Origin of the sequence: Halopenitus sp. POP-27 (assembly GCF_029889855.1) — an archaeon.
In the GTDB taxonomy this organism is placed as follows: Archaea; Halobacteriota; Halobacteria; order Halobacteriales; family Haloferacaceae; genus Halopenitus; species Halopenitus malekzadehii.
Genome location: NZ_JARANU010000020.1, coordinates 30824 through 49958, shown reverse-complemented (window position 1 = coordinate 49958; position 19135 = coordinate 30824). Strand labels below are relative to the sequence as shown.

At 67.5% G+C, this 19135-nt stretch carries 20 protein-coding genes; 12 read left to right on the top strand and 8 right to left on the bottom strand.

Annotated elements, in window-relative coordinates:
• Positions 1-300 (bottom strand): hypothetical protein (locus OQF70_RS11890; protein WP_280537817.1); only part of this gene is annotated, 300 nt, incomplete at its 3' end.
• A gap of 312 nt (positions 301-612) precedes the next feature.
• Between OQF70_RS11890 and OQF70_RS11885 the strand changes: the two genes are divergently transcribed.
• A complete protein-coding gene (locus OQF70_RS11885) occupies positions 613-912 on the top strand; it encodes a helix-turn-helix domain-containing protein (RefSeq protein ID WP_092813442.1) in 300 nt (99 codons plus the stop codon).
• An 80-nt stretch (positions 913-992) separates the two neighbouring features.
• On the opposite strand, the gene OQF70_RS11880 is transcribed toward OQF70_RS11885, so the two are convergent.
• Positions 993-1307, bottom strand: coding sequence for a hypothetical protein (locus OQF70_RS11880; RefSeq protein WP_280537815.1), 315 nt, complete (start codon positions 1305-1307; stop codon positions 993-995).
• A 175-nt stretch (positions 1308-1482) separates the two neighbouring features.
• On the opposite strand from OQF70_RS11880, the gene OQF70_RS11875 reads away from it, so the two are divergent.
• On the top strand, positions 1483-2646 hold the full coding sequence (locus tag OQF70_RS11875; RefSeq protein WP_280537814.1) for a hypothetical protein: 1164 nt from the start codon (positions 1483-1485) through the stop codon (positions 2644-2646).
• 32 nt (positions 2647-2678) lie between these two features.
• Here OQF70_RS11875 and OQF70_RS11870 read toward each other — a convergent pair whose 3' ends face one another.
• On the bottom strand, positions 2679-3503 hold the full coding sequence (locus tag OQF70_RS11870; RefSeq protein ID WP_280537813.1) for a DUF6663 family protein: 825 nt from the start codon (positions 3501-3503) through the stop codon (positions 2679-2681).
• A gap of 117 nt (positions 3504-3620) precedes the next feature.
• On the opposite strand from OQF70_RS11870, the gene OQF70_RS11865 reads away from it, so the two are divergent.
• Positions 3621-4244 carry a methyltransferase domain-containing protein gene (locus OQF70_RS11865; RefSeq protein ID WP_092813451.1) on the top strand — a complete coding sequence of 208 codons (624 nt, stop codon included), beginning with the start codon at positions 3621-3623 and terminating at the stop codon, positions 4242-4244.
• 102 nt (positions 4245-4346) lie between these two features.
• Here the strand turns inward: OQF70_RS11865 and OQF70_RS11860 are convergent, their stop codons facing one another.
• A complete protein-coding gene (locus tag OQF70_RS11860; RefSeq protein WP_280537811.1) occupies positions 4347-4850 on the bottom strand; it encodes a type IV pilin in 504 nt (167 codons plus the stop codon).
• Between the two features lie 40 nt (positions 4851-4890).
• Positions 4891-6273 carry a hypothetical protein gene (locus OQF70_RS11855; RefSeq protein WP_280537809.1) on the bottom strand — a complete coding sequence of 461 codons (1383 nt, stop codon included), beginning with the start codon at positions 6271-6273 and terminating at the stop codon, positions 4891-4893.
• Positions 6274-6491: 218 nt separating this feature from the next.
• Between OQF70_RS11855 and OQF70_RS11850 the strand changes: the two genes are divergently transcribed.
• From OQF70_RS11850 to OQF70_RS11840, 3 genes are all read left to right on the top strand, one after another.
• Positions 6492-7979 (top strand): hypothetical protein, encoded by a 1488-nt coding sequence (locus OQF70_RS11850; protein ID WP_280537807.1) that lies wholly within the window; start codon positions 6492-6494, stop codon positions 7977-7979.
• A 110-nt stretch (positions 7980-8089) separates the two neighbouring features.
• Positions 8090-8878, top strand: coding sequence for an electron transfer flavoprotein subunit beta/FixA family protein (locus OQF70_RS11845; protein WP_280537806.1), 789 nt, complete (start codon positions 8090-8092; stop codon positions 8876-8878).
• Entirely contained in the window at positions 8878-9837 is a 960-nt protein-coding gene (locus OQF70_RS11840; RefSeq protein WP_280537805.1) for an electron transfer flavoprotein subunit alpha/FixB family protein, read from the top strand. Before OQF70_RS11845 ends, OQF70_RS11840 begins: the two co-directional genes overlap by 1 nt.
• A 128-nt stretch (positions 9838-9965) precedes the next feature.
• On the opposite strand, the gene OQF70_RS11835 is transcribed toward OQF70_RS11840, so the two are convergent.
• A complete protein-coding gene (locus OQF70_RS11835) occupies positions 9966-10247 on the bottom strand; it encodes a hypothetical protein (protein ID WP_092813466.1) in 282 nt (93 codons plus the stop codon).
• Positions 10248-10407: 160 nt separating this feature from the next.
• On the opposite strand from OQF70_RS11835, the gene OQF70_RS11830 reads away from it, so the two are divergent.
• On the top strand, positions 10408-10743 hold the full coding sequence (locus tag OQF70_RS11830) for a helix-turn-helix domain-containing protein (protein ID WP_280537802.1): 336 nt from the start codon (positions 10408-10410) through the stop codon (positions 10741-10743).
• A gap of 24 nt (positions 10744-10767) precedes the next feature.
• On the opposite strand, the gene OQF70_RS11825 is transcribed toward OQF70_RS11830, so the two are convergent.
• Positions 10768-11493, bottom strand: coding sequence for an ATPase domain-containing protein (locus OQF70_RS11825; protein WP_280537800.1), 726 nt, complete (start codon positions 11491-11493; stop codon positions 10768-10770).
• A 156-nt stretch (positions 11494-11649) separates the two neighbouring features.
• On the opposite strand from OQF70_RS11825, the gene rio1 reads away from it, so the two are divergent.
• Together rio1 and OQF70_RS11815 are read left to right on the top strand one after the other, a co-directional pair.
• Positions 11650-12555, top strand: coding sequence for a serine/threonine-protein kinase Rio1 (rio1, locus tag OQF70_RS11820; protein WP_280537799.1), 906 nt, complete (start codon positions 11650-11652; stop codon positions 12553-12555).
• A gap of 60 nt (positions 12556-12615) precedes the next feature.
• A complete protein-coding gene (locus OQF70_RS11815) occupies positions 12616-12924 on the top strand; it encodes a hypothetical protein (protein ID WP_092813478.1) in 309 nt (102 codons plus the stop codon).
• A gap of 26 nt (positions 12925-12950) precedes the next feature.
• On the opposite strand, the gene larE is transcribed toward OQF70_RS11815, so the two are convergent.
• Positions 12951-13964, bottom strand: a complete 1014-nt coding sequence (larE, locus tag OQF70_RS11810; protein WP_280537797.1) for an ATP-dependent sacrificial sulfur transferase LarE — start codon at positions 13962-13964, stop codon at positions 12951-12953.
• Positions 13965-14061: 97 nt separating this feature from the next.
• On the opposite strand from larE, the gene OQF70_RS11805 reads away from it, so the two are divergent.
• The 3 genes from OQF70_RS11805 (at position 14062) to metG (ending at position 19116) form a co-directional block, all read left to right on the top strand.
• On the top strand, positions 14062-16035 hold the full coding sequence (locus OQF70_RS11805) for an endonuclease MutS2 (RefSeq protein WP_280537796.1): 1974 nt from the start codon (positions 14062-14064) through the stop codon (positions 16033-16035).
• Positions 16035-16814: a peptidase gene (locus OQF70_RS11800; RefSeq protein ID WP_280537794.1), complete on the top strand. Its 780-nt coding sequence runs from the start codon at positions 16035-16037 to the stop codon at positions 16812-16814. Before OQF70_RS11805 ends, OQF70_RS11800 begins: the two co-directional genes overlap by 1 nt.
• 163 nt (positions 16815-16977) lie before the next feature.
• Positions 16978-19116 (top strand): methionine--tRNA ligase, encoded by a 2139-nt coding sequence (gene metG, locus OQF70_RS11795; protein WP_280537793.1) that lies wholly within the window; start codon positions 16978-16980, stop codon positions 19114-19116.
• Positions 19117-19135: the final 19 nt, after the last annotated feature.

Here is a 19135-nt window from a genome sequence, read left to right as displayed (position 1 = left end):
CACCCCCCACACCAGGACGACCGCATACGAGATGAACCACAGCGTGAACGTCATGAACGCCACGTAGAGCGTATCCTTCACGCCGAAGTCGGTGACGTCGACGCCGACAACCTTCAGGATCGGGAACTGAACGGCCACGAACCCGGCCAGAACGAACAATGCCGTCGTCGATCCGGCGTCGGCTGGGGCCGTCCCGACGTAGCTGGCCGACGCGATTCCGGCACCGATTCCGGCCAGACAGGCGATGGTCGTGACGACCACGCTGCGAGCGTGGCCCGTGATCCCCGAGTCGTCGCTCATACGTACGCGTCCGCTGGCGGCGGTGAAAAGGCGTTCGTTCCCGTACGACTGCCGATCGCCGGTCGGTGTCGGCGGGTCACCCGGACTCGCCCGCCGACGTCCCGGTGGTTCCGACGGTTCTCGGGACGACATCTCGAGCGCGCGCGAGCCATATCGCTGACTGGCCGGTCAGTTTACGTCCGGATCCACGCCATCGTACCAGCAACAATATCCGGTTTATCCGTCGAATCCCACCCCAATATCCGCCCACATCCCCCCGAAATCGGGGTTCCGCATCAACCTTTATCACGATGTGCTTTTTCGAGACGAACAATGGCTGAAACAGAACAGGACGCGCTCGACGATGCCGAAACCCTCGAGGACCTACCGCCGAGCGCGAAGCTCGTGTTCAAGGTGCTCGAGTACAACGGAGCGCTCACACAGAAGGGGATCGTCGAGGAATCGATGCTTTCGGCACGGACGGTTCGATACGCTCTCGAACGTCTCGAACGGATCGGGGTCGTCGACGAGGACGTCTACTTTGCGGACGCCAGACAGAACCTCTATGAACTCACCGAGCCCGGGATCGAGGCCACCGCCGAGGAGGGTGAGGCCTGCTGTCACGCGGATTGACGCCGCTCGGCATCACGACTCCGATCCCGTCCCCGCCGACCCCGACAACCCCACCGACCACGCCGGTGTTCGTCGACGCGTCACCCGTCTTCGCTGTGGTTCTCGGTTGGCTCGCGGAGTCGTGTGATCGCCGACCGAACGGTCAACCCGATCGTGGTGAGCAGTCCGCTCGTCACCGCCAGCACGAACGCGAGCAACAGAAACCACCCGTCCGGCCCGAACACCGGATACTCGCGCGTGCCCGCCACGGGGCCGAACAGCTCGAGTACCCGGACCGCGTATGCGCCACCCCCAACCACGAGGCCGACGATCCCGCCGATCGCGGCGTTCCGGCGGACGCCGAGGGCGACGAAGAAGGCCGATAGCGACGCGTCATCGGGATGATCCTCGCTCACGATCGGATCCACCGGTTGCTCGAGTATAGGGCCGTCGACATCTCGTTCCACAGCCACGACCGGAGTCGGTTCCCAGCAGCAACCGGTTCCCACAACCGGTTCCCACAACCGGTTCCGTCCGATGACTGCGTCGATCGGATCCACTCAAGTGGTCGTCTCCCGAACCGACGGCCGTATGGATCGCCGGCCATCGCCTGCTTCGGTCTACGCCGACCTCCGGGATCGCCTCCGTGACGGTCCGTCCGACGTCTCGATCACGTCACTACCGGACGGATCGATCGACGTCCGCTGCCGCGTCGAGTTCGGTTCCGGGGGCGTGGTACGATCCCGGAAACGGTTCGGCGAGGCGATCGCCTCGGGTGCTCACAAATCGGCTCGTCTCATCCCGACTGCCCGTGAGCCCGGCGGACAGGCGGTGAACCTCGCGATCGGTGCCGACGCACTCGGCGCGGAGGTGTGTCTCCTCGGCCACCTCGACGCCGACGAACTGTCCTCGTTTCCGTTCCCGACCTACTCCTTTGGTGAGCCCGCGACCGTCCGCCTGCTCGAGTTCGCGGACGAAACCGTGATGCTTGCCGAGGAGGCGCCGACGCTCCGCTCGTGGGGACGGACCGATCTATCCGCCGCCGTCGAGGCGATGGATGAACCGCTGTGTGCCGACGTCGTCTGTTGGGGCAACTGGGTGTCGATTCCAGGAACCACCGCAATGCTTCGGCACGTCGCCGAGCGGCGTGACTCGGTTCCCGGGATCGTCCTCGTCGATCCCGGCGACCTCGTCGACAGCGATCCCGACGCGATTCGGGACCTGTTCGATGCACTGTCGGCGCTCGAGTCGGTTGCGGACGTCGTGTTCAACGCCAACCGACGCGAGATCCGTGCGTGCACCTCGGTCCTCGACCCGCCGGTGAAACCACCCGGAGACGAACCCCGTGCCGATCCCGAGTCGGTCGAGATCAGCACGGCCGACGACGACACACGGCTTCGGTCCCTTCGTGCAGCGGTCGGGCTCTCCGGCGTCGTGATGCACGCGGCCGACCGGAGCGCGATGGCGACTGCCGACCGTGGCGCGGTCGTTTCGGTCCGGAACCTCGAAACGACCTCGCCGATCCGATGGACCGGCGGCGGAGACCGGTTCGGCGCCGGTCTCGCGGTCGGCCTCGGCGCCGGCTGGCCGGCTGAGACCGCGCTCGCTTGCGGCAACACGGCCGCGTCCTACTACCTCACGCACGATCGGACCGGTGACGCCGCCGATCTCGCCGACTTCATCGAGGAGACGATCGAGGAGACGATCGATGAGTTCGATCGATCGGACTCTCACGACGACGTCGACCGTCGCTGAACACTCGGGCGTGTCCTTCGATTCGGCGTGTCTTACAGCGGTGACTCGACGTCGCCGCCGGTGCGGTCGTCACCGTCCTCATCTCCGCCATCGCCGCCGGTGTGGCCGTCGCCGGCGTCGCTCTCGGACGTCCGGACCCTCCCTTCGTCGGCCGCATAGACGCCGGTCTCGTCGGCGGCGTGCTCGAGGCGATCGGCCAACGCCGATCCCATATCGTAGGTATCCCGGACGGTCCGGGCGAGGATCCCGTCGTCGTCGAAGGCGACGAGCACCGCGACGTAGGGGTCGGCCGTCGGCCGCAGCAGAAACACTGCCCTGTCGCGATCGTCGTCGAGCCGGTCGTTGACCCGCGCTATCAGCGGTTCGATCGGGATCCGTCCGCTCCGGAGCTCGGCCAGGGTGTCCCGGTCGGATGCATCGGGGAACAGGTACAACGCCCCGTTCGGATCGCCGTCCTGGCCGCGGGTGGTCGTCGACACCACCGATTCCCCAGCGGCGCGGGCCCCGTTCCACGCCTCCCGTGCGGCCTCGAACATCCCGGTGACCTCGTCGGCGACGTACAGACGCGTCCGGGAGACGATCTCGAACTCGATGAACCGGGCGGTTCCGTCCGTCCAGCCGACCGTCGCGTCGACGACGTACCCCGGTTCGAGGGGAGCCGTCGGGACCGCGTGCGGGCCGTCGATGTGCAGCGGTGCGTACGCCTCGGCCGCGTCCGGATCGTCCGGGGCGACCGGTTCCGACGGAAGCTCGACGACCGTGAACGAGGGCGACTGGTCATCCTCTGCCGACTCGTCATCATCCCCCCCGACACGTCGCTCCTGTATCCGAAACCGTCCCGACGTCGTCGGTTCCATACGGCGATCCAGTCGGTCCTGCCGGATAAGCCGGCTGATCCGGGCTACAGGTGTGAACACGTTTCGTCGTCCGGATCCGCATCGTTATGGGGGCGCGGCCCCAACGCCACGCCACGAATGGGATTTCTGGAGGACAAGGGCCGCGCGCGGCTCTTCTACAAGTATCTCTCGACGGTGTATGACCGGATCAACCCCTTCGTGTGGGACGAACGAATGCGCGCGGAGGCGCTCGACTGGCTCGACGTCGAGGCCGGTGATCGCGTGCTCGACGTCGGCTGCGGGACCGGGTTCGGCACCGAGGGATTGCTCGAGCACACCGACGACGTACACGCGCTCGACCAGAGCGTCCACCAGATGGAGAAGGCGTTCGCCAAGTTCGGCACACGCGATCGCGTTGCCTTCTACCGCGGAGACGCCGAACGGCTGCCCTTCGCCGACGACACCTTCGACGCCGTGTGGTCCTCCGGCTCCATCGAGTACTGGCCACATCCCGTGGCGGGGCTTCGTGAGATCCGCCGCGTCGCCAAGCCCGGCGCGTCGGTCCTCGTCGTGGGGCCGGACTACCCCAACTCCCACCTGCTACAGCGGCTGGCCGACGCGATCATGCTCTTTTATGACGCCGAGGAAGCCGACCGGATGTTCGAACGGGCCGGGTACGAGACCTACGAGCACCACATTCAGCAGGCCAAACCCGGGAGCCCGAAGGCGATCACGACGGTTGCGACCGTCCCCGACAGCTGAGCCCTCGCTCCCGACAGCTGATCCGTCGCCACCGTCTTCGGGACCGTCGTCCCGCTCCCGACCGCGTTCCTTCGGCTCCCGACCGCTTCCTTCTGGCCCCGATCACGTCGCCGTCGTCGTCAGCTTCGCCACCGGCTGGTCGCCGTCGAAGATGCGTAGTTCCACGGTCGTTCCCGGCGTAGGAACCGGATCGTTGGTCCCGGCGACGCGAAACGACGCGCTCTCTCCGGTGGAGAGCGTGGTGGTTCCGGCGCTGTTGAACGCCCCGGTCGGCCCCGGATCGAATCCGGCGGCCGAGAAGAAGGGAACGGGCGGTTGGTCGGCCAGCGGCTCCCCGTCGACACGCAGCCGGATCCGGAGGTCCGGGATGGAGAGCGCGTCGCCGCCGCGGTGTCTCAGGGTGACCGTCCGGTCCTCGACGGACAGCGATACCGACGCCGTTGGTGCTGGCTCCATCGGGTCGACGGCGCTCGTGACGAGCACCGCCGATCCGCCGGCAAGGACCGTGACGAGCAGGATCAACAGCACGGCCCCGATCGGGGCGAACCCACGTGACGATCGGTTAGGCCGACCAGTTGACGAGTCGGCGTCCGCGGTCGGTTTCATACTCCGCCTGCGTCGACTTCCGGTTAAAACCCTCGGCCGGTCATTCACTCTCGGATGACGGTTCCGGGACCCGCGGCAGATCCGTCGGCCTGATCTCGGAGATCCACGCGACGCGTGGGTCGTCAACGACCGTCACCCGGTGTGGTCGATCGGGAGACAGCAGCCAGAGCTCACCGTCGCGATCGGTCGTTCCGACTTCGCGACTGTCGTTGTCAGCGATCGCGACCGTCACGGTAGCGTTAGCGATCGGGTCGCCGCCCGTTCGGTCGATCGCCTGCACCCGAACCGGTCCGGCAGGATACGTCCGCTCGACGACGAGATCGATGCCGTCCTGCGTCGTCGTGACCGTGTCGCCGTCGTCGAACGCCTCGAGGTCCCGTTGCTGGTGCTCGATGAAGATATCGCCGTCCCCGGCGCTGACGAACGTCCGGAGCCGCCCTCCGTCGAACGGGACGGTCACCCGCGTCACGCCGCCGGTCCCGAGCGTGTCGGCCGACCCGCTCCGCTCGTCGATCCGTGGATACGCCGAGAGGGTCCGGTCGAGCGCTCGTTGGCTGTCACGGCCGCTCCCCTCGGCGGCTCGGTCCCAGCGGTCGCCGCGATACACCTCTCGAAGGTACTGGTCCCCGTCGATCGCCGCGAGGACCATCCCGTCCGCGTGCGTCTCGACGGCGATCCGATCGGGGGACGCCCCGCCGCGAAGCGTTTCGACGGCGTAGTCTCGAACTGGCCCGGAGTAGACGGTGAGCCGGAACGCCAGCGATTCGGTTTGTAGGTCCGTCTCCGGTGTCTCCGATGCGAGCGCGTTCAGGACTTCGAGTCTCGTCCGGAGGACCTCCGCCGTCGACGAGATCCGAGCCAGCTCGATCACGAACTCCTGGTCGGTCAACTCCCCGTTCGTGTGTGCCTCGATCGCTTGGTGTTGTCGCTTGTAGAGCGTCGTTTCCGCCTCCCGGATCGCGTTTTCGGCGGCGACGAGGCGACGCTCCCGCTCGCGTTCGGTCTCGGCGGCGCTGACGCGTTCGATGATCTCCGCGGTGCCGATCTCGGCCGTCGTTTCCGCCGTTTCGAGTCGGCTCGCCGGACCGAGGCTCGCGCCGTGATGGTCGATCGAGACCGTCGTCGCACGGTTTCTCGGCGGACCGAGGACGTGAATACGGGTGTCGTTTTCGTCGGTCCCGTTCGATTCGGCCTGTGGAATTCCCCCGTTCCGGTCGATTCGCGCTGCGGGATTCCCTGCCGATTCCGAACTGCGATCGCTGCCGATCGTGACTTCGCCATCGATCGTGGGTTGGTCTATGGACTCGCCCGGGTCGGCAGATCCACCGGTGCCGACACCCCCGCCCCAGCCGACGACACCGGCCGGTCCCAGCACGGCCGCAACCACCAGCGCTGCCGCACACAGGACAGGGAGGGCCCTCATCGAGCGGAGATCCGTCGGCATCGAATAAAAAGCCCCGTATCGCTTCGTCGTCGCGTCTCGGCCATTGGCCCCGTCGTCACGTGCCGGTGCTGCTTCGGACGTCGCGTGCCGGTGCTGCTTCGCCGTCGGCGCTCGATCGATGCCATCGCGTACCGGTCGTGGCACGGAAATCAACCGATGAAAAGGATTTTGCCACCCGCACGTGAGTGAACGCCTGTATGCGGTCGTCCGCCCTCCCTATCGTTCTCGCCTTCCTGCTCCTCCTCTCCGGAGGGCCCATCGCCGCCGTCGCCGGGGCCCAGTCGGGTGGCCCGACACCACTCGACTCCGATGACGTCGCCTCCGTCGGCGGCGGTCCGACGGAACCGGGCGACAGCGCCGCCGCCGTCGGATCACGACCGCGACAGATAGCCGAACTCGACGCCCGTTCTCGGACGGTCTTCGAGATCGACCTCCAGTCGGATCGTGATGCGCGCTGGACGGTCACCGTTCGATACGTCCTCACGGACGACAACGAGACCGCGGCCTTCGAGCGCATCGCCGGTCGATTCGAGTCTGGTGACGTCGGCCCCTCGGCTGACCTCTATCGAAACCTCGCCGCCGGCGCCTCCGCGGCCGCGGGTCGGGAGATGTCCATCGATGACGTCGACCGTGAGACGGCCCTCGATCGCGGCGTCGATCCGGCTGACGTCGACGGGATCGACTCCCTCGAGGGTCTCGAGGACGGCGAGACGGTCGCGGTCGGTGAGCTCCGCCTCACGTTCACGTGGACGGCGTTCCTCAGAGCTGACGGCGATCAGCTCGTCCTCGACGACGCCTTTCGAACGGCCGATGGCGGCACGTGGCTGCCGTCGCTCGATGCCACCCAGCGAATGGTGATCCATCCGCCGGATGGCTATCAGGCCGATTCCTTCCCCGGGATCGGGCTCTCGCTGTCGGACCGCGCGGTGGTCATCGATGGGCCGCGAACCTTCGGTCCGGACGACCACATCGAGGTGGTCTACTCGCCTGCGCCGGGTGCAATCTCCGGACCGCCGTGGCTGCTTTTGGCGGGTGCGATCGTCCTCGCGGCGACGGTGATCGCGATCGGCTTGGTTCGGTATCGTCGCCACGAGGGACCTGCACCCGAGCCGACCGCCGGCACGGACCAGTCCACGGTCAGCGAGTCCGGCGAGACGGAGTCGGGAATGGCCGTCGAATCCACCGAACCGACCGGTGGAGCGGCTGATGTCGAGGACGCCGAAGCTCCCGATACCGCTCCCGGAGCCGAGTCGACGGATGCGTCCCTCGAATCCGGGGCAGGAGACGGGACGGTGGCCGGATCTGGCGAGACGGTTGACGAACCGGACGAACCGGACGAACCGGAAGATGCGGACGGAACGGAGGGAACGGGTGAAGCGGAGACGGCGGACGGAACGGAACCAGCGGACGAAGCGGGCGACGCGGACGAGGCCGGCGATGAGGGTGCTGCGACGGCGCCGGATCCCTCCCTGCTCTCCGACGAGGAGCGCGTGGAGGCGCTGCTCGAACGCAACGGTGGCCGAATGCGGCAGGCCGACATCGTCTCTGAAACCGGCTGGTCGGACGCGAAGGTGTCCCAGCTCCTCTCCGCGATGGCCGACGAGGAGCGTGTCGAGAAGCTTCGCCTCGGTCGTGAGAACCTCATCTCCCTTCCGGACCACACGCCCGAGGACGTCGAGGAATAGCGCGCTCCGGGCTCCGACGACGTGGAGGGCCCATACCGTGTGTGGTCCGATGACGGCGCGGGGAGAACGGTTTCGAAAGTCCTTACAGGGGGTGCTGGTAGGTATTCACTATGAAGGTGCTGGTAACCGTCAAGGAGGTAGCCGAAGTCGGGGACGACTTCGCGATCGAGGGAACCGACATCGCCGAGGGCGACCTCGAGTACGACCTCAACGAGTGGGACGATTACGCGATCGAGGCGGGCGTCCAACTCGCCGAGGCCGGGGTCGCCGACGAGGTCGTCGCGCTCACGATCGGACCCGAGCGGTCCGAGGAAACGATCCGGATGGCGCTCGCGAAAGGTGCCGACCGCGCCGTCCGTGTCTGGGATGACGCGATCGAGGACGCCTTCCTCGACGTCGAGACCAAGGTCGACCTGCTCGAGGCGATCGTCGACGAGGAGGAGCCGGACCTCGTGCTCTCGGGCGTCCAGGCCGCCGACGACGCCTTCGGTGCGACCGGCGTCGCGCTCGCCGACCGGATCGGCTTCGAACACGCCGCCGTCGTCAACGACCTCGACCTCGACGCCGATGCGGGCGTCGCGAACGTCCGCCGCGAGCTCGAGGGCGGCGTCGAGGAGCTGACCGAGGTCGATATGCCGGCCGTCCTCACCGTCCAGACCGGGCTCAACGAGCCCCGGTACGCGAGCCTTCGCGGGATCCGGCAGGCACAGCGCAAGGAGATCGCGACCCGGAATCTCGCCGATATCGGACTCTCGCCGGCCGACGTCGAGGGCGCGTTGACCGTCACCGAGATGTACGAGCCCGAAAGCGAGTCCGACGCGGAGATCATCGAGGGCGACGCCGGCGAGGCCGCCGGGCGCCTTACCGAGGTCCTGCGTGAGAAGGGGGTCGATGCCTGATGGCCGACCCAGCCGTTCTCGCCGTCGCCGAACACCGTCGCGGGGAGCTTCGCGACGTCTCCTTCGAGCTGCTCACCGCAGGTCGAGAACTCGCGGACGCCATCGGCGGCGAGTTACACGTTGCGGTGATATCCGGCGACGTCGAGACACACGCGGACGCGCTGAACCGTGAGGGCGTCGACGCGATCCACACGGTCCCGGTGGGCGAGGAGTTCGACCACACCGTCTACCAGGGCGCCGTCGAGGAACTGGTGGACGCTCACGACCCGGCGACCGTCCTGTTCCCCAACTCGGTCAACGGGCTCGATTACGCACCCGCGGTCGCGGAGAGTCTCGGCGTCCCGCTCGTCACCGACGCCATCGACGTCGCCTACGACGACGAGCTGACCGTGACCCGCGAACAGTATGGCTCGAAGGTCGAGACCATACTCGCGGTCGAGGGCGACCGATACGCGCTCACGGTTCGTGGCGGCGAGTGGCCGGCTGCAAACGGTTCCGGGAACGCAGTCGTCGAGACGTTCGACGTCGACGTGGATCCCGCCGACTCGGGTGCCCGCGTGCAGGGGTACGAGGAGGTCGGCGGCGGCGACGTCGACATCGCGGACGCGGACGTCCTCGTGTCGGTCGGCCGCGGGATCGAGGAGGAGGACAACCTGGATCTGATATTCGATCTCGCGGAGGCGATGGACGCGACCGTCTCCTCCTCGCGACCGATCGTCGACAACGGCTGGCTGCCGAAGAACCGGCAGGTCGGCCAGTCGGGGAAGGTCGTGACGCCCGACGTGTACCTCGCGATCGGGATCTCCGGCGCCGTCCAGCACGTCGCCGGGATGAAGGGGGCCGAGACGATCATCGCGATCAACACGGACCCGAACGCGCCCATCTTCGACATTGCTGATTACGGCATCGTCGGCGACCTCTTCGACGTGGTTCCCGAACTCATCGACGACTTCGAGTAGCGCGTTGGCTGGGGACGACCGGCCGTGGTGCGGCGGTCCCGTCTCACTCCGTTTCTCCCTTCGTGTGTCCCGCGGGGCAGGTCGTTCGCTCCGTCCACCGTGCCGTATCGCGACGCGTCTCCCTCTCGTCACCGATATGTGATAAGACTGTAGACGACGAACACGAACCCGAGCGCGGTGAGTCCGTTGTTGACGGTCAACAGCGACGGCGTCGCGGTGAACTGCGTGAGGAACGCGCTGATGGAGGTGGCGACCGCGGCGGCGACGACGAGCGAAAAGCCGATCGAGAGGTGGATCATCGCGTACCGCTCGGTGTGTCGGTACGCCTGGAGGGCGAGCGTGACCATCGTGAGGCCGGCGACGACGAGTGCGAGGGTCACGAACAGGTAGAGGCCCTCTGCGAGTTCCATATCTCCCCTGAAACCGGGCGGGAAATAAAACCACGGATCGGGATATCAATAGTGATAATATGGGAGGCGCGGGATCGCCGACGAAACGCGATTCGAGCGACGCCACGTTGGAGGAAAGAGTATATACCCACAGGGCCGCAGAATCAACACGAAGAATCGGATGTCGGGGGAAGACTTGATCGAGGTACTCGGAAACAAGTACAACACGGAGATCCTTGCGGCGGCCGACGACCCGAAGTCGGCCCAGGAGCTGAGCGACGAGCTCGACGTCCCGATCGCGACGTGTTATCGCCGGATCGACGAACTGGAGGAGGCTAACCTGATCGAACTCCACGACCGGCCGCTCTCGGACGATCACCGGCGGGTGAAGGTCTACCGACGGCGGATCGACAGCGTCGCCGTGGAGTTTCACGACGGCGTCTCGATCGAACGCACCGAGCGGACGACCGCGGCGAACCGACTCGATGAGGTCTGGCGGAACCTCTCGAACGCGTGAGTCTGCCCCCCGGGATCGAGAGTCTCAAAACGGCGATTCAGACCGTTCCATCATCGCGAACCCGCCGGCCTGGTCGTGGACGGTGAGTCCTCCCGGCCCGATCTCCAGCGGGAAGATGTCGGTGTCGATGTCCTGTTTCCGCATCTTGGCCACCCAGACGTACCGGTTGACACCCGATTCCGTCGGCGTCTGAATGAGGTAGACGTTTCCGTCGGTGAGGAAGTTCTCCAGGCCGATCTCCGTGTCGGGGAAGACGGCACCCTGTTCGTTGATCAAAAGCGACGTCAGCCCGCTCTCCTTGAGGATATCGGAGAACTTCAGCAGGGAGGTTCGCTTTTCGTGTTCGTCCTCGAAGAACAGCTGAAACATCGACAGCGAGTCGAGCACTAGCCGGTCGAACTCGCCCTCGGCGACCGTCTCGAGGAGCCGGTCGATCGTCTCGGTGAAGTCCTCGATGCGGAGCATCTCGCGTTTATCCAGGATCACGATCTCGCCGTCGTCGACGAGGTCGCCAAACTCCTCGAACCCGACGGATTCGGCGGCCTCCCGGATGTCCTCCTCGTTCTCCTCGAAGGAGACGTACACCCCGCGGTCGCCGTGTTCGGTCACCCCGGTATAGAGGTACTGAATGCCGAAGATGCTCTTCCCGGTTCCCGGGTTTCCGGAGACGAGCACCGTCGACCGTTCGGTGATCCCGCCGCCCAGGATCGAGTCGAGGCCGTCGACGCCGGTGGAGACGAGGTGTGGCATACCGTCTCTCCCTCCGGCAGCGATGGATAAAGTCCTCCCGGTCGATCCGGGCACACGGCGGATCAATCGGACCGCTCCGTGGCCGATCGGGCTGTCCGATGTCCGTCTGGATACGCACGACAACCCCTATAGGTGTTCGTCCCGAACGTCCCGAGAATGACCGAGGAGTTCGACCTGCTCGAGTCCGATGGCCAGCCGGGCGACGAGTGGGAGGAACTCGACGTCTCCGACACGGAGGCCGACCGTATCGCCCGCCGGCAGGACCGGGAGTTCAACGAGTTTCGCAAGCGGCTGAAGGACGCCGACCAGTTCAAACTCGACGGCTCCGTCTTCGACGACGCCACGCTCGCGGCGATCTACAAGCTCGTGCAGGACGGCTACATCACCGCCTTCGGCGGGCCGGTCTCGACGGGCAAGGAGGCCAACGTCTTCGAGGCGTTCGGCGAGGACGAAGACCAGGAGGTCGCCGTGAAGATCTACCGGATCAACTCCTCGAACTTCACCCAGATGCGTGAGTACCTCGAGGGCGACCCGCGCTTTGAGGGCATCGCCTCCGACAAGAAGGCGACCGTGCTGGCCTGGACCAAAAAGGAATTCGCGAACCTCCGTCGTGCTCGCGACGCCGGCGTGCGCGTCCCCGAGCCGATCGCCGTCCAGCGGAACGCGCTCGTGATGGAGCTCGTTGGCCACGCCGACGACCGCGCGCGGCGGCTCTCGGAGGTGACCGTCGAGAACCCCGAAACGGCCTACGAGGTCGTTCGCGAGTATATGCGCCGGCTCTATCGGGCCGGGTTGATCCACGGCGACCTCTCGGAGTACAACCTGATCATTCACGATGGGGAGCTCGTCGTCATCGACCTCGGTCAGGCGGCCACCGTTCACCACCCGAACGCCCGGACGTTCCTCGAGCGGGACTGCCGGAACGTGGCGGCCTTCTTTTCCAGACTGGGGATCGACGTCGACGATGGCGATCTGTGGGATTACGTGACCGAACCGGAGCCGGATCCCGAAGCCGGTCGTGACGACGACTCGGGAGTCGACGACGCGATCATCGACTCGTAGCATCGTCGCGGACGTAGCGCCGTCGCGGAACGCTTTTCGCCGGGCGCACGAAGGGACGGTATGGCGCTTGCATCGATCGTCGCCGGGTCCGGACTGTTGCTCGCCGCGGCGGCCGCGATCGCGGTCTACTGGGACGCCGACCGGCTCGGGATCGCGCGGGCTCCGCTGTGGGCGGCGTTCGTCTTCTCCACGGTCGCGGTCGGACTGACGCTGCCGGTTCTCATCCCGACGGTCCCGATCGCCGGCACGCTCGTGGTTCTGGTGATGGGCCCCGCGATCTACGCCTTCGAGCGCGACGACACGCTTCACGGCGGCGACGCCGACCCGTCCTCGCTACCGGACGAGGCTGACGGAAACGATCGCGACTGACCGCTTGTCTCCGAGACGGTCGGCCGCTACCGGCCACCACGTGGGTACGTGCGGCCGAGGTCGACCGGTGAGTCAGTCCCTCCTTCGGGAGCGTCGCCCCCGTTGACTCGGTCGCCCCCGTCGATCTCGTCATCCTCGTCGATCTCGTCAATCTCGTCGTCCCCGTCAGGGCTGACGCTCCCGGTTCGGTACCCCTCCAGATCGAGCGTGACGTGGTCGAAGCCGATCTCCCGAAGCCGGTCGGCGACCGCGTCAGCGAAGTCCGGATCGAGCGCAGCCGGAAGTTCGTCGGGGGAGACCTCGATGCGGGCCAGCCCGTCGTGGTCGCGGACGCGAAACTGGCTAAAGCCCCGCTCTCGAAGCGCCTGCTCCGCCCGCTCGACGCGCGTCAACCGTTCCTCGGTCACCTCGAGGCCGGTCGGGATCCGCGAGGAGAGACACGCCATCGACGGTTTATCCGAAACCGAGAGGTCGTAGGCGTCGGCGATCTCGCGGACCTCGGCCTTGTCGATGTCGTGGGTCAAAAGCGGCGATCGAACCGACAGCTCCTCGACGGCGCGGAGCCCGGGGCGATGTCCCTCGCCGGGATCGGAGGCGTTCGTCCCGTCACAGACCGTCTCGATGCCCAGATCCGCGGCCGTCTCGTACATCCGCCCCAGCCGCATCGTCCGGCAGTGGTAACATCGGTCCCCGTCGTTGGCGACGAACGCGGGGTCATCGAGCTCGGAGAACTCGACGATCTGGTGGGAGATCCCGATCTCCTCGGCGACCCGGGTCGCATCGTGCAGCTCGGCTGCCGGGAGCGTTTCGCTTTTCGCGGTGCAGGCCACCGCGTCCTCCCCGAGTGCGTCGTGGGCGAGGGCGGCGACGACCGAGGAGTCAACGCCGCCGGAGAAGGCGATCACGGCGCCGTCGAGGTCGGCAAGCGACTCCCGAACGAGGTCGACCTTCCGGGCGAGCGGGGGCGCGAGCGCGTCGCGATCGAGGCCGTCGGTCATCGCGTCCGCCGGCGTCCCGGGCGTGTCCGTAGCCGGATCCATACTCGACGCTTGGGCACTGTGCAGGAAAAAGGGCGTCGTCGCGGTCGTGGTGACGGACCCGCACCCTTTTGATGGTTCCCGCGATACCCCGGAGTGAATGGAGCTGGAGGCGATCCCCGGCGTCGGGGCGAAGACGGCCGACGCCCTGCGGGAACTCGACGATCCGGAGGTGGCGCTACACAACGGCGACGTCGCCGCGATCGCACGGGCACCCGGAGTCACCCACGGTCGTGCCGTCCAGGTCGCTCGGGGAGCGATCCGGAAGCGGCACGACGACGACGGTCGCGTGGTGGCCACCGATCGCGCCCGCGAGATCTACCGCGACGCGGTCGGCCTCCTGCAGGATCGGACGGTCACCGACTACGCGGCACAGCGGCTCGAGACCTTCTACCCCTCGGCGTCGCCGTCACGGATCGAGTCGGTCCAGTCGCTCGTCGAAACCGCGATGGACCGCGATCCGGACCCCGAGACCCTCGAGGCACTCGCGGACGTCGAACCGCTCGTGTCGCCATCTACGGTCCGGGTCCGGGAGCGCTGTCTCGCGACGGCCGACGCGGAGCGATACGCCGAGGCCGAGGACGCGGTGCCCGAGCTCTCGGTGGAGATCGTCGAGGACGGCCGCGACGTCGCGGAGCTCGCGCGCTCGTACGCGACGGTCGTCGTGCTCGACGAGTCGTTTGCGGGACTCGACGTCGAGGGGGACGTTCGGGTTCGCCCGGACGCCCTCGAGACGCCGGGTGAGACGGTTCCCGAACGCCTCCTCGCGTTCTTCGCCGAGAACCGTGACCGGCTGATCGCGGCGGCGACCGTCCACGAGACGGCCGGGATGGACCCGGCCTGTGACCTCGCGGCGCTCCGGGACGCGCTCTCACGACTCGACGACGACGGCACCGTGATCGGGGACGACGAGCACGAGCGGCTGGCGGTCGCAGTCGACGACCTCGACGCGGCGGTCGGCACCGCCGAATCGGTCGCCAACGACCACCTCCGGGATGCGATCCGCGAACAGGACGTGACGATCGAGGGACAGGACTTCCTCTCGCTCGTCGAGCAGGGCGCCCGCGTCGATTCGCTGCTCTCGCGGGAACTCGCCGACGAATACGACGCGGCCCTCGAGGCCGCCACCGACCACGTGGTCGACAGCCTGCGACTTGCGCCCGGCGAGGCGGAGATCGCCGACCGGATCTTCCGCGGCGACCCGACGTTTCCGGTCGAACACGACGAGGACGCCGTCTCCAGGCTCCGAACGGAGCTGACGGCGGCTCGCGACCAGCGCGCGACGAGCCTCAAGGAGACGCTCGCCGCCGACCTCGCCGACCTCCGCGAGCCCGCCGCCGATCTCGTCCACGACGCGCTCGAGCGCGACGTCGAGCTGGCTATCGCCCGCTTCGCCCGCGACTTCGAGTGCACGCTGCCGACGTTCGTCGACGGTGACGGGTTCGCCATCGTCGGCGGCCGGTCGCCGCTGCTCGACGTCGAGTTTGCGGCCGTCGAACCGGTCGACTACGCGGTCGAGGGGGCAACCCTACTCTCGGGCGTCAACTCCGGCGGAAAGACGTCGACGCTTGACCTGGTCGCGCTCGTGACGATCCTCGCCCAGATGGGACTGCCGGTCCCGGCCGAGCGGGCGCGCCTCGAGCGGTTCGAGGAGATCCACTACTACGCGAAGTCACAAGGGACCCTCGACGCGGGCGCCTTCGAGGCCACCATCAGTGAGTTCGGCGACCTCGTGGCGGGGGCCAGCGGTCGGCTCGTGTTGGTCGACGAGCTCGAGTCGATCACCGAGCCCGGCGCCTCCGCGAAGATCATCGCCGGCATCCTGGAGGCGCTCGAGGGTCAGGACGCGACCGCCGTGTTCGTCTCTCACCTCGCCAGGGAGATCCGCGACGCCGCCGACTTCGACGTCGCCGTCGACGGCATCGAGGCAGTCGGACTCGTCGACGGCGAGCTCCGCGTGAACCGCTCGCCACAGAAGGACCACCTCGCCAGATCCACTCCCGAACTCATCGTCGAGAAGCTCGCCGACGAACGGGGCGAGACGTTCTACGACGACCTGTTGGAGAAGTTCTGATGGTGGTCGCCATCTCCCTCCCCGTCTTCCCCCTCGTCGTTGCGACCGATCCGGTCCTCCTCCTCGCCGGGTCCTCTCTCCCCCTCGTCGCTGCGATCGATCCGGTCCTCGTCGTCGTCGCACTCGTCCCGATCCTCGCCGTCCTCGCGGTCACCGTCGGGCCGCTGTACGTCGCCGACAGGTACCGAACGACCCGCGACCCGACACGGGCCGAGCGCGCTCAGCTCGATGAGTTGCGGTCGGCCGCCGGGCTCGACGTCGATCCGGTCGCGATCCTCGAACCGGACGGAACGAGCGGCGACGCCGACGACCGCGGAACGACTCCCGTCGAGGTCGCGGTTCGAGGACCGCCAGGACGACGCGTGCTGTTCGTCTCCGAGGCCGTGCTCTCGTCGCTCGAGGAGGACACCGCGGTCGCCCTCCTGGCCGCCGAGGCAGGGCGCGTCGAGACGCGCTACACCGAGGTGCGTGCGTTCGGGATCGCCGGCGTGACCACGATCCTCGCGGCGATCGTCACGACGCTCGTGCCCTTCGATGCGGGATTTACCGCCCTCGCCGTCGTCGGCGTCGTCTCACTGTGGGCCGGCAGACGGGTGCAGTACGCCGCCGACGAGCGGGCGGCCGACCGCGTGGGAGCTTCACGGGTGGCCGACGCCTTCGAGCAAATGGCCGACCGCAGGGGCGTCGTGCCCGAACGCGGGGACTGGCGGACCTGGTTCGAGGTCCAGCCCCCGCTTGGAGACCGGATCGACCGGCTTCGGGGCCGGGGCGGAACGTGATCGCCCCGCGGACGCCACCGTGGATCGGCGGGCTTTAGGTCCGGATGCTCGCAACGATCACACGAGCGATCGATCCGCGCTCCACGGGACGCGCTCCACGGGGCGCGACCCAGGAGCCGCGATCCACAACGCGCGATCACGAGATCACACCCGACACATACCTATGAGCCACGAAGACTTCCCCACGGACGACCCCGCGGTGGTGACCTGCGGGTTGCCCTACGCCAACGGCGACCTCCACGTGGGTCACCTCCGCACCTACGTGGGCGGCGACGTCTACGCCCGCGCACTCGAACGACTCGGCCAGCAAACCGCCTTCGTCAGCGGTTCGGACATGCACGGCACGCCCGTCGCCGTCAACGCCGAACAGGAAGGCGTCTCCCCCGAGAACTTCGCCCTCGAGTGGCACGAGCGGTACGCCGAGACGTTCCCGAAGTTCAACGTCGACTTCGACAACTACGGGCACACCCACGACGAGACGAACACGGAACTCACACGCGATCTCGTCCGGGATCTCGACGAGCGCGGCCACGTCTACGAGAAGGAGATCATGGTCGCGTACGACCCCGTCGACGACCAGTACCTTCCGGACCGGTACGTCGAGGGGACCTGCCCCTACTGCGGGGCCCACGCACGCGGCGACGAGTGCGACGAGGGCTGTCAGCGCCACCTCGAGCCCGGCGAGATCGAGGACCCCGTCTCGACGATCACCGGGAACCCCGCCGAATACCGCGAGCGGACCCACAAGTTCTTCGCGGTCTCCGAGTTCGCCGACTACCTCTCGGACTTTCTCGACCGGCTCGAAGGGACCTCGAACGCCCGCAACCAGCCTCGAGAGTGGATCGAGCAGGGCCTGCAGGACTGGTGTATCACCCGCGATATGGACTGGGGGATCGACTATCCCGACGCCGACGGGGAGGAGACCGACCTCGTCCTCTACGTCTGGGTCGACGCCCCGATCGAGTACGTCTCCTCGACGAAGCAGTACGCCGACCGAGCCGGCGCCGACGTCTTCGACTGGGAGGCCGCCTGGCGGGACGACGCCGACCACGACGGCGGCCAGATCGTCCACGTGATCGGCCGCGACATCATCCAGCATCACACGATCTTCTGGCCCGCGATGTTGCACGCCACCGACCACGTCGAGCCCCGCGCCGTGATGGCCTCCGGGTTCGTCACCCTTGGCGGGAAGGGCTTCTCGACGAGCCGCGACCGGGCCGTCTGGGCCGACGAATATCTCGAGGAGGGGTTCCACCCCGACCTGCTGCGGTACTACCTCGCGACGAACGGCGGCTTCCAGCAGGACGTCGACTTCTCCTGGGAGCGGTTCCGCGAGCGCGTGAACACCGAGCTGGTGGGGACGATCGGCAACTTCCTCTACCGGTCGCTGCTGTTCGCCCACCGCAACTACGACGGGACGCCCGAAGGCGTCGAGACCGCCAGCGAGGAGGTCACGGCGGCGATCGACGAGGCCGTCGCCGACGTCACCGACGCGGTCAACGACTACTCGGTCCGCGATCTGGGCGACGCCGTCACCGACCTCGCCGGGTTCGGGAACGAGTACATCCAGCGCAACGAGCCGTGGGCGCTCGTCGACGACGATCCGGATGCCGCCGCGCAGGTCATCTACGACTGTGTCCAGATCGCGAAGGCGATCGCGGTCCTCTTCGAGCCGATCGCCCCCGACACATGCGAGCGGCTCTGGAACCAGCTCGGCGAGGACGGCTCCGTCCACGACGTCACCGTGGATGCGGCGACGGAACCGCCCGCGGGCGCCTTCGAGGAACCCGGCGAGCTGTTCGAGAAGATCCCCGAAGAGCGCGTCGAGGAGCTGAACGAGAAGCTCGAGGAGCGTGTCGCCGAAGCGAGCGACGCGGACACGGCGGACGCCGTCGAGGACGCGGACACGACGGACGCCGAGGACGACGGGACCGCCGATAAGTCCGGCGAGTCAGCAGCGAGCGACCTCGAGCCGCTCGCCGAGGAGCGCATCGGCTTCGAGGAGTTCGAGGACCTCGACCTCCGAGTCGGCCGAATCGTCTCCGCAGAGGGGATCGAGGGCGCCGACAAGCTCGCCCGCCTCGAGGTCGATTTGGGGGTCGAAACGCGCCAGATCGTCGCCGGGATCAAGCAGCTCCACGACCTCGAGTCGCTGCCGGAAACGCGCGTGATCGTGCTCGCGAACCTGGAACGCGCGGAGCTGTTCGGCGTCGAGTCGAACGGGATGGTGCTCGCCGCGGGCGAGGAGGCCGACCTCCTCACGACCCACGGCGACGCCGAGCCCGGGACGCAGGTCAAGTAGTCGTCCCGGTCACGGACCG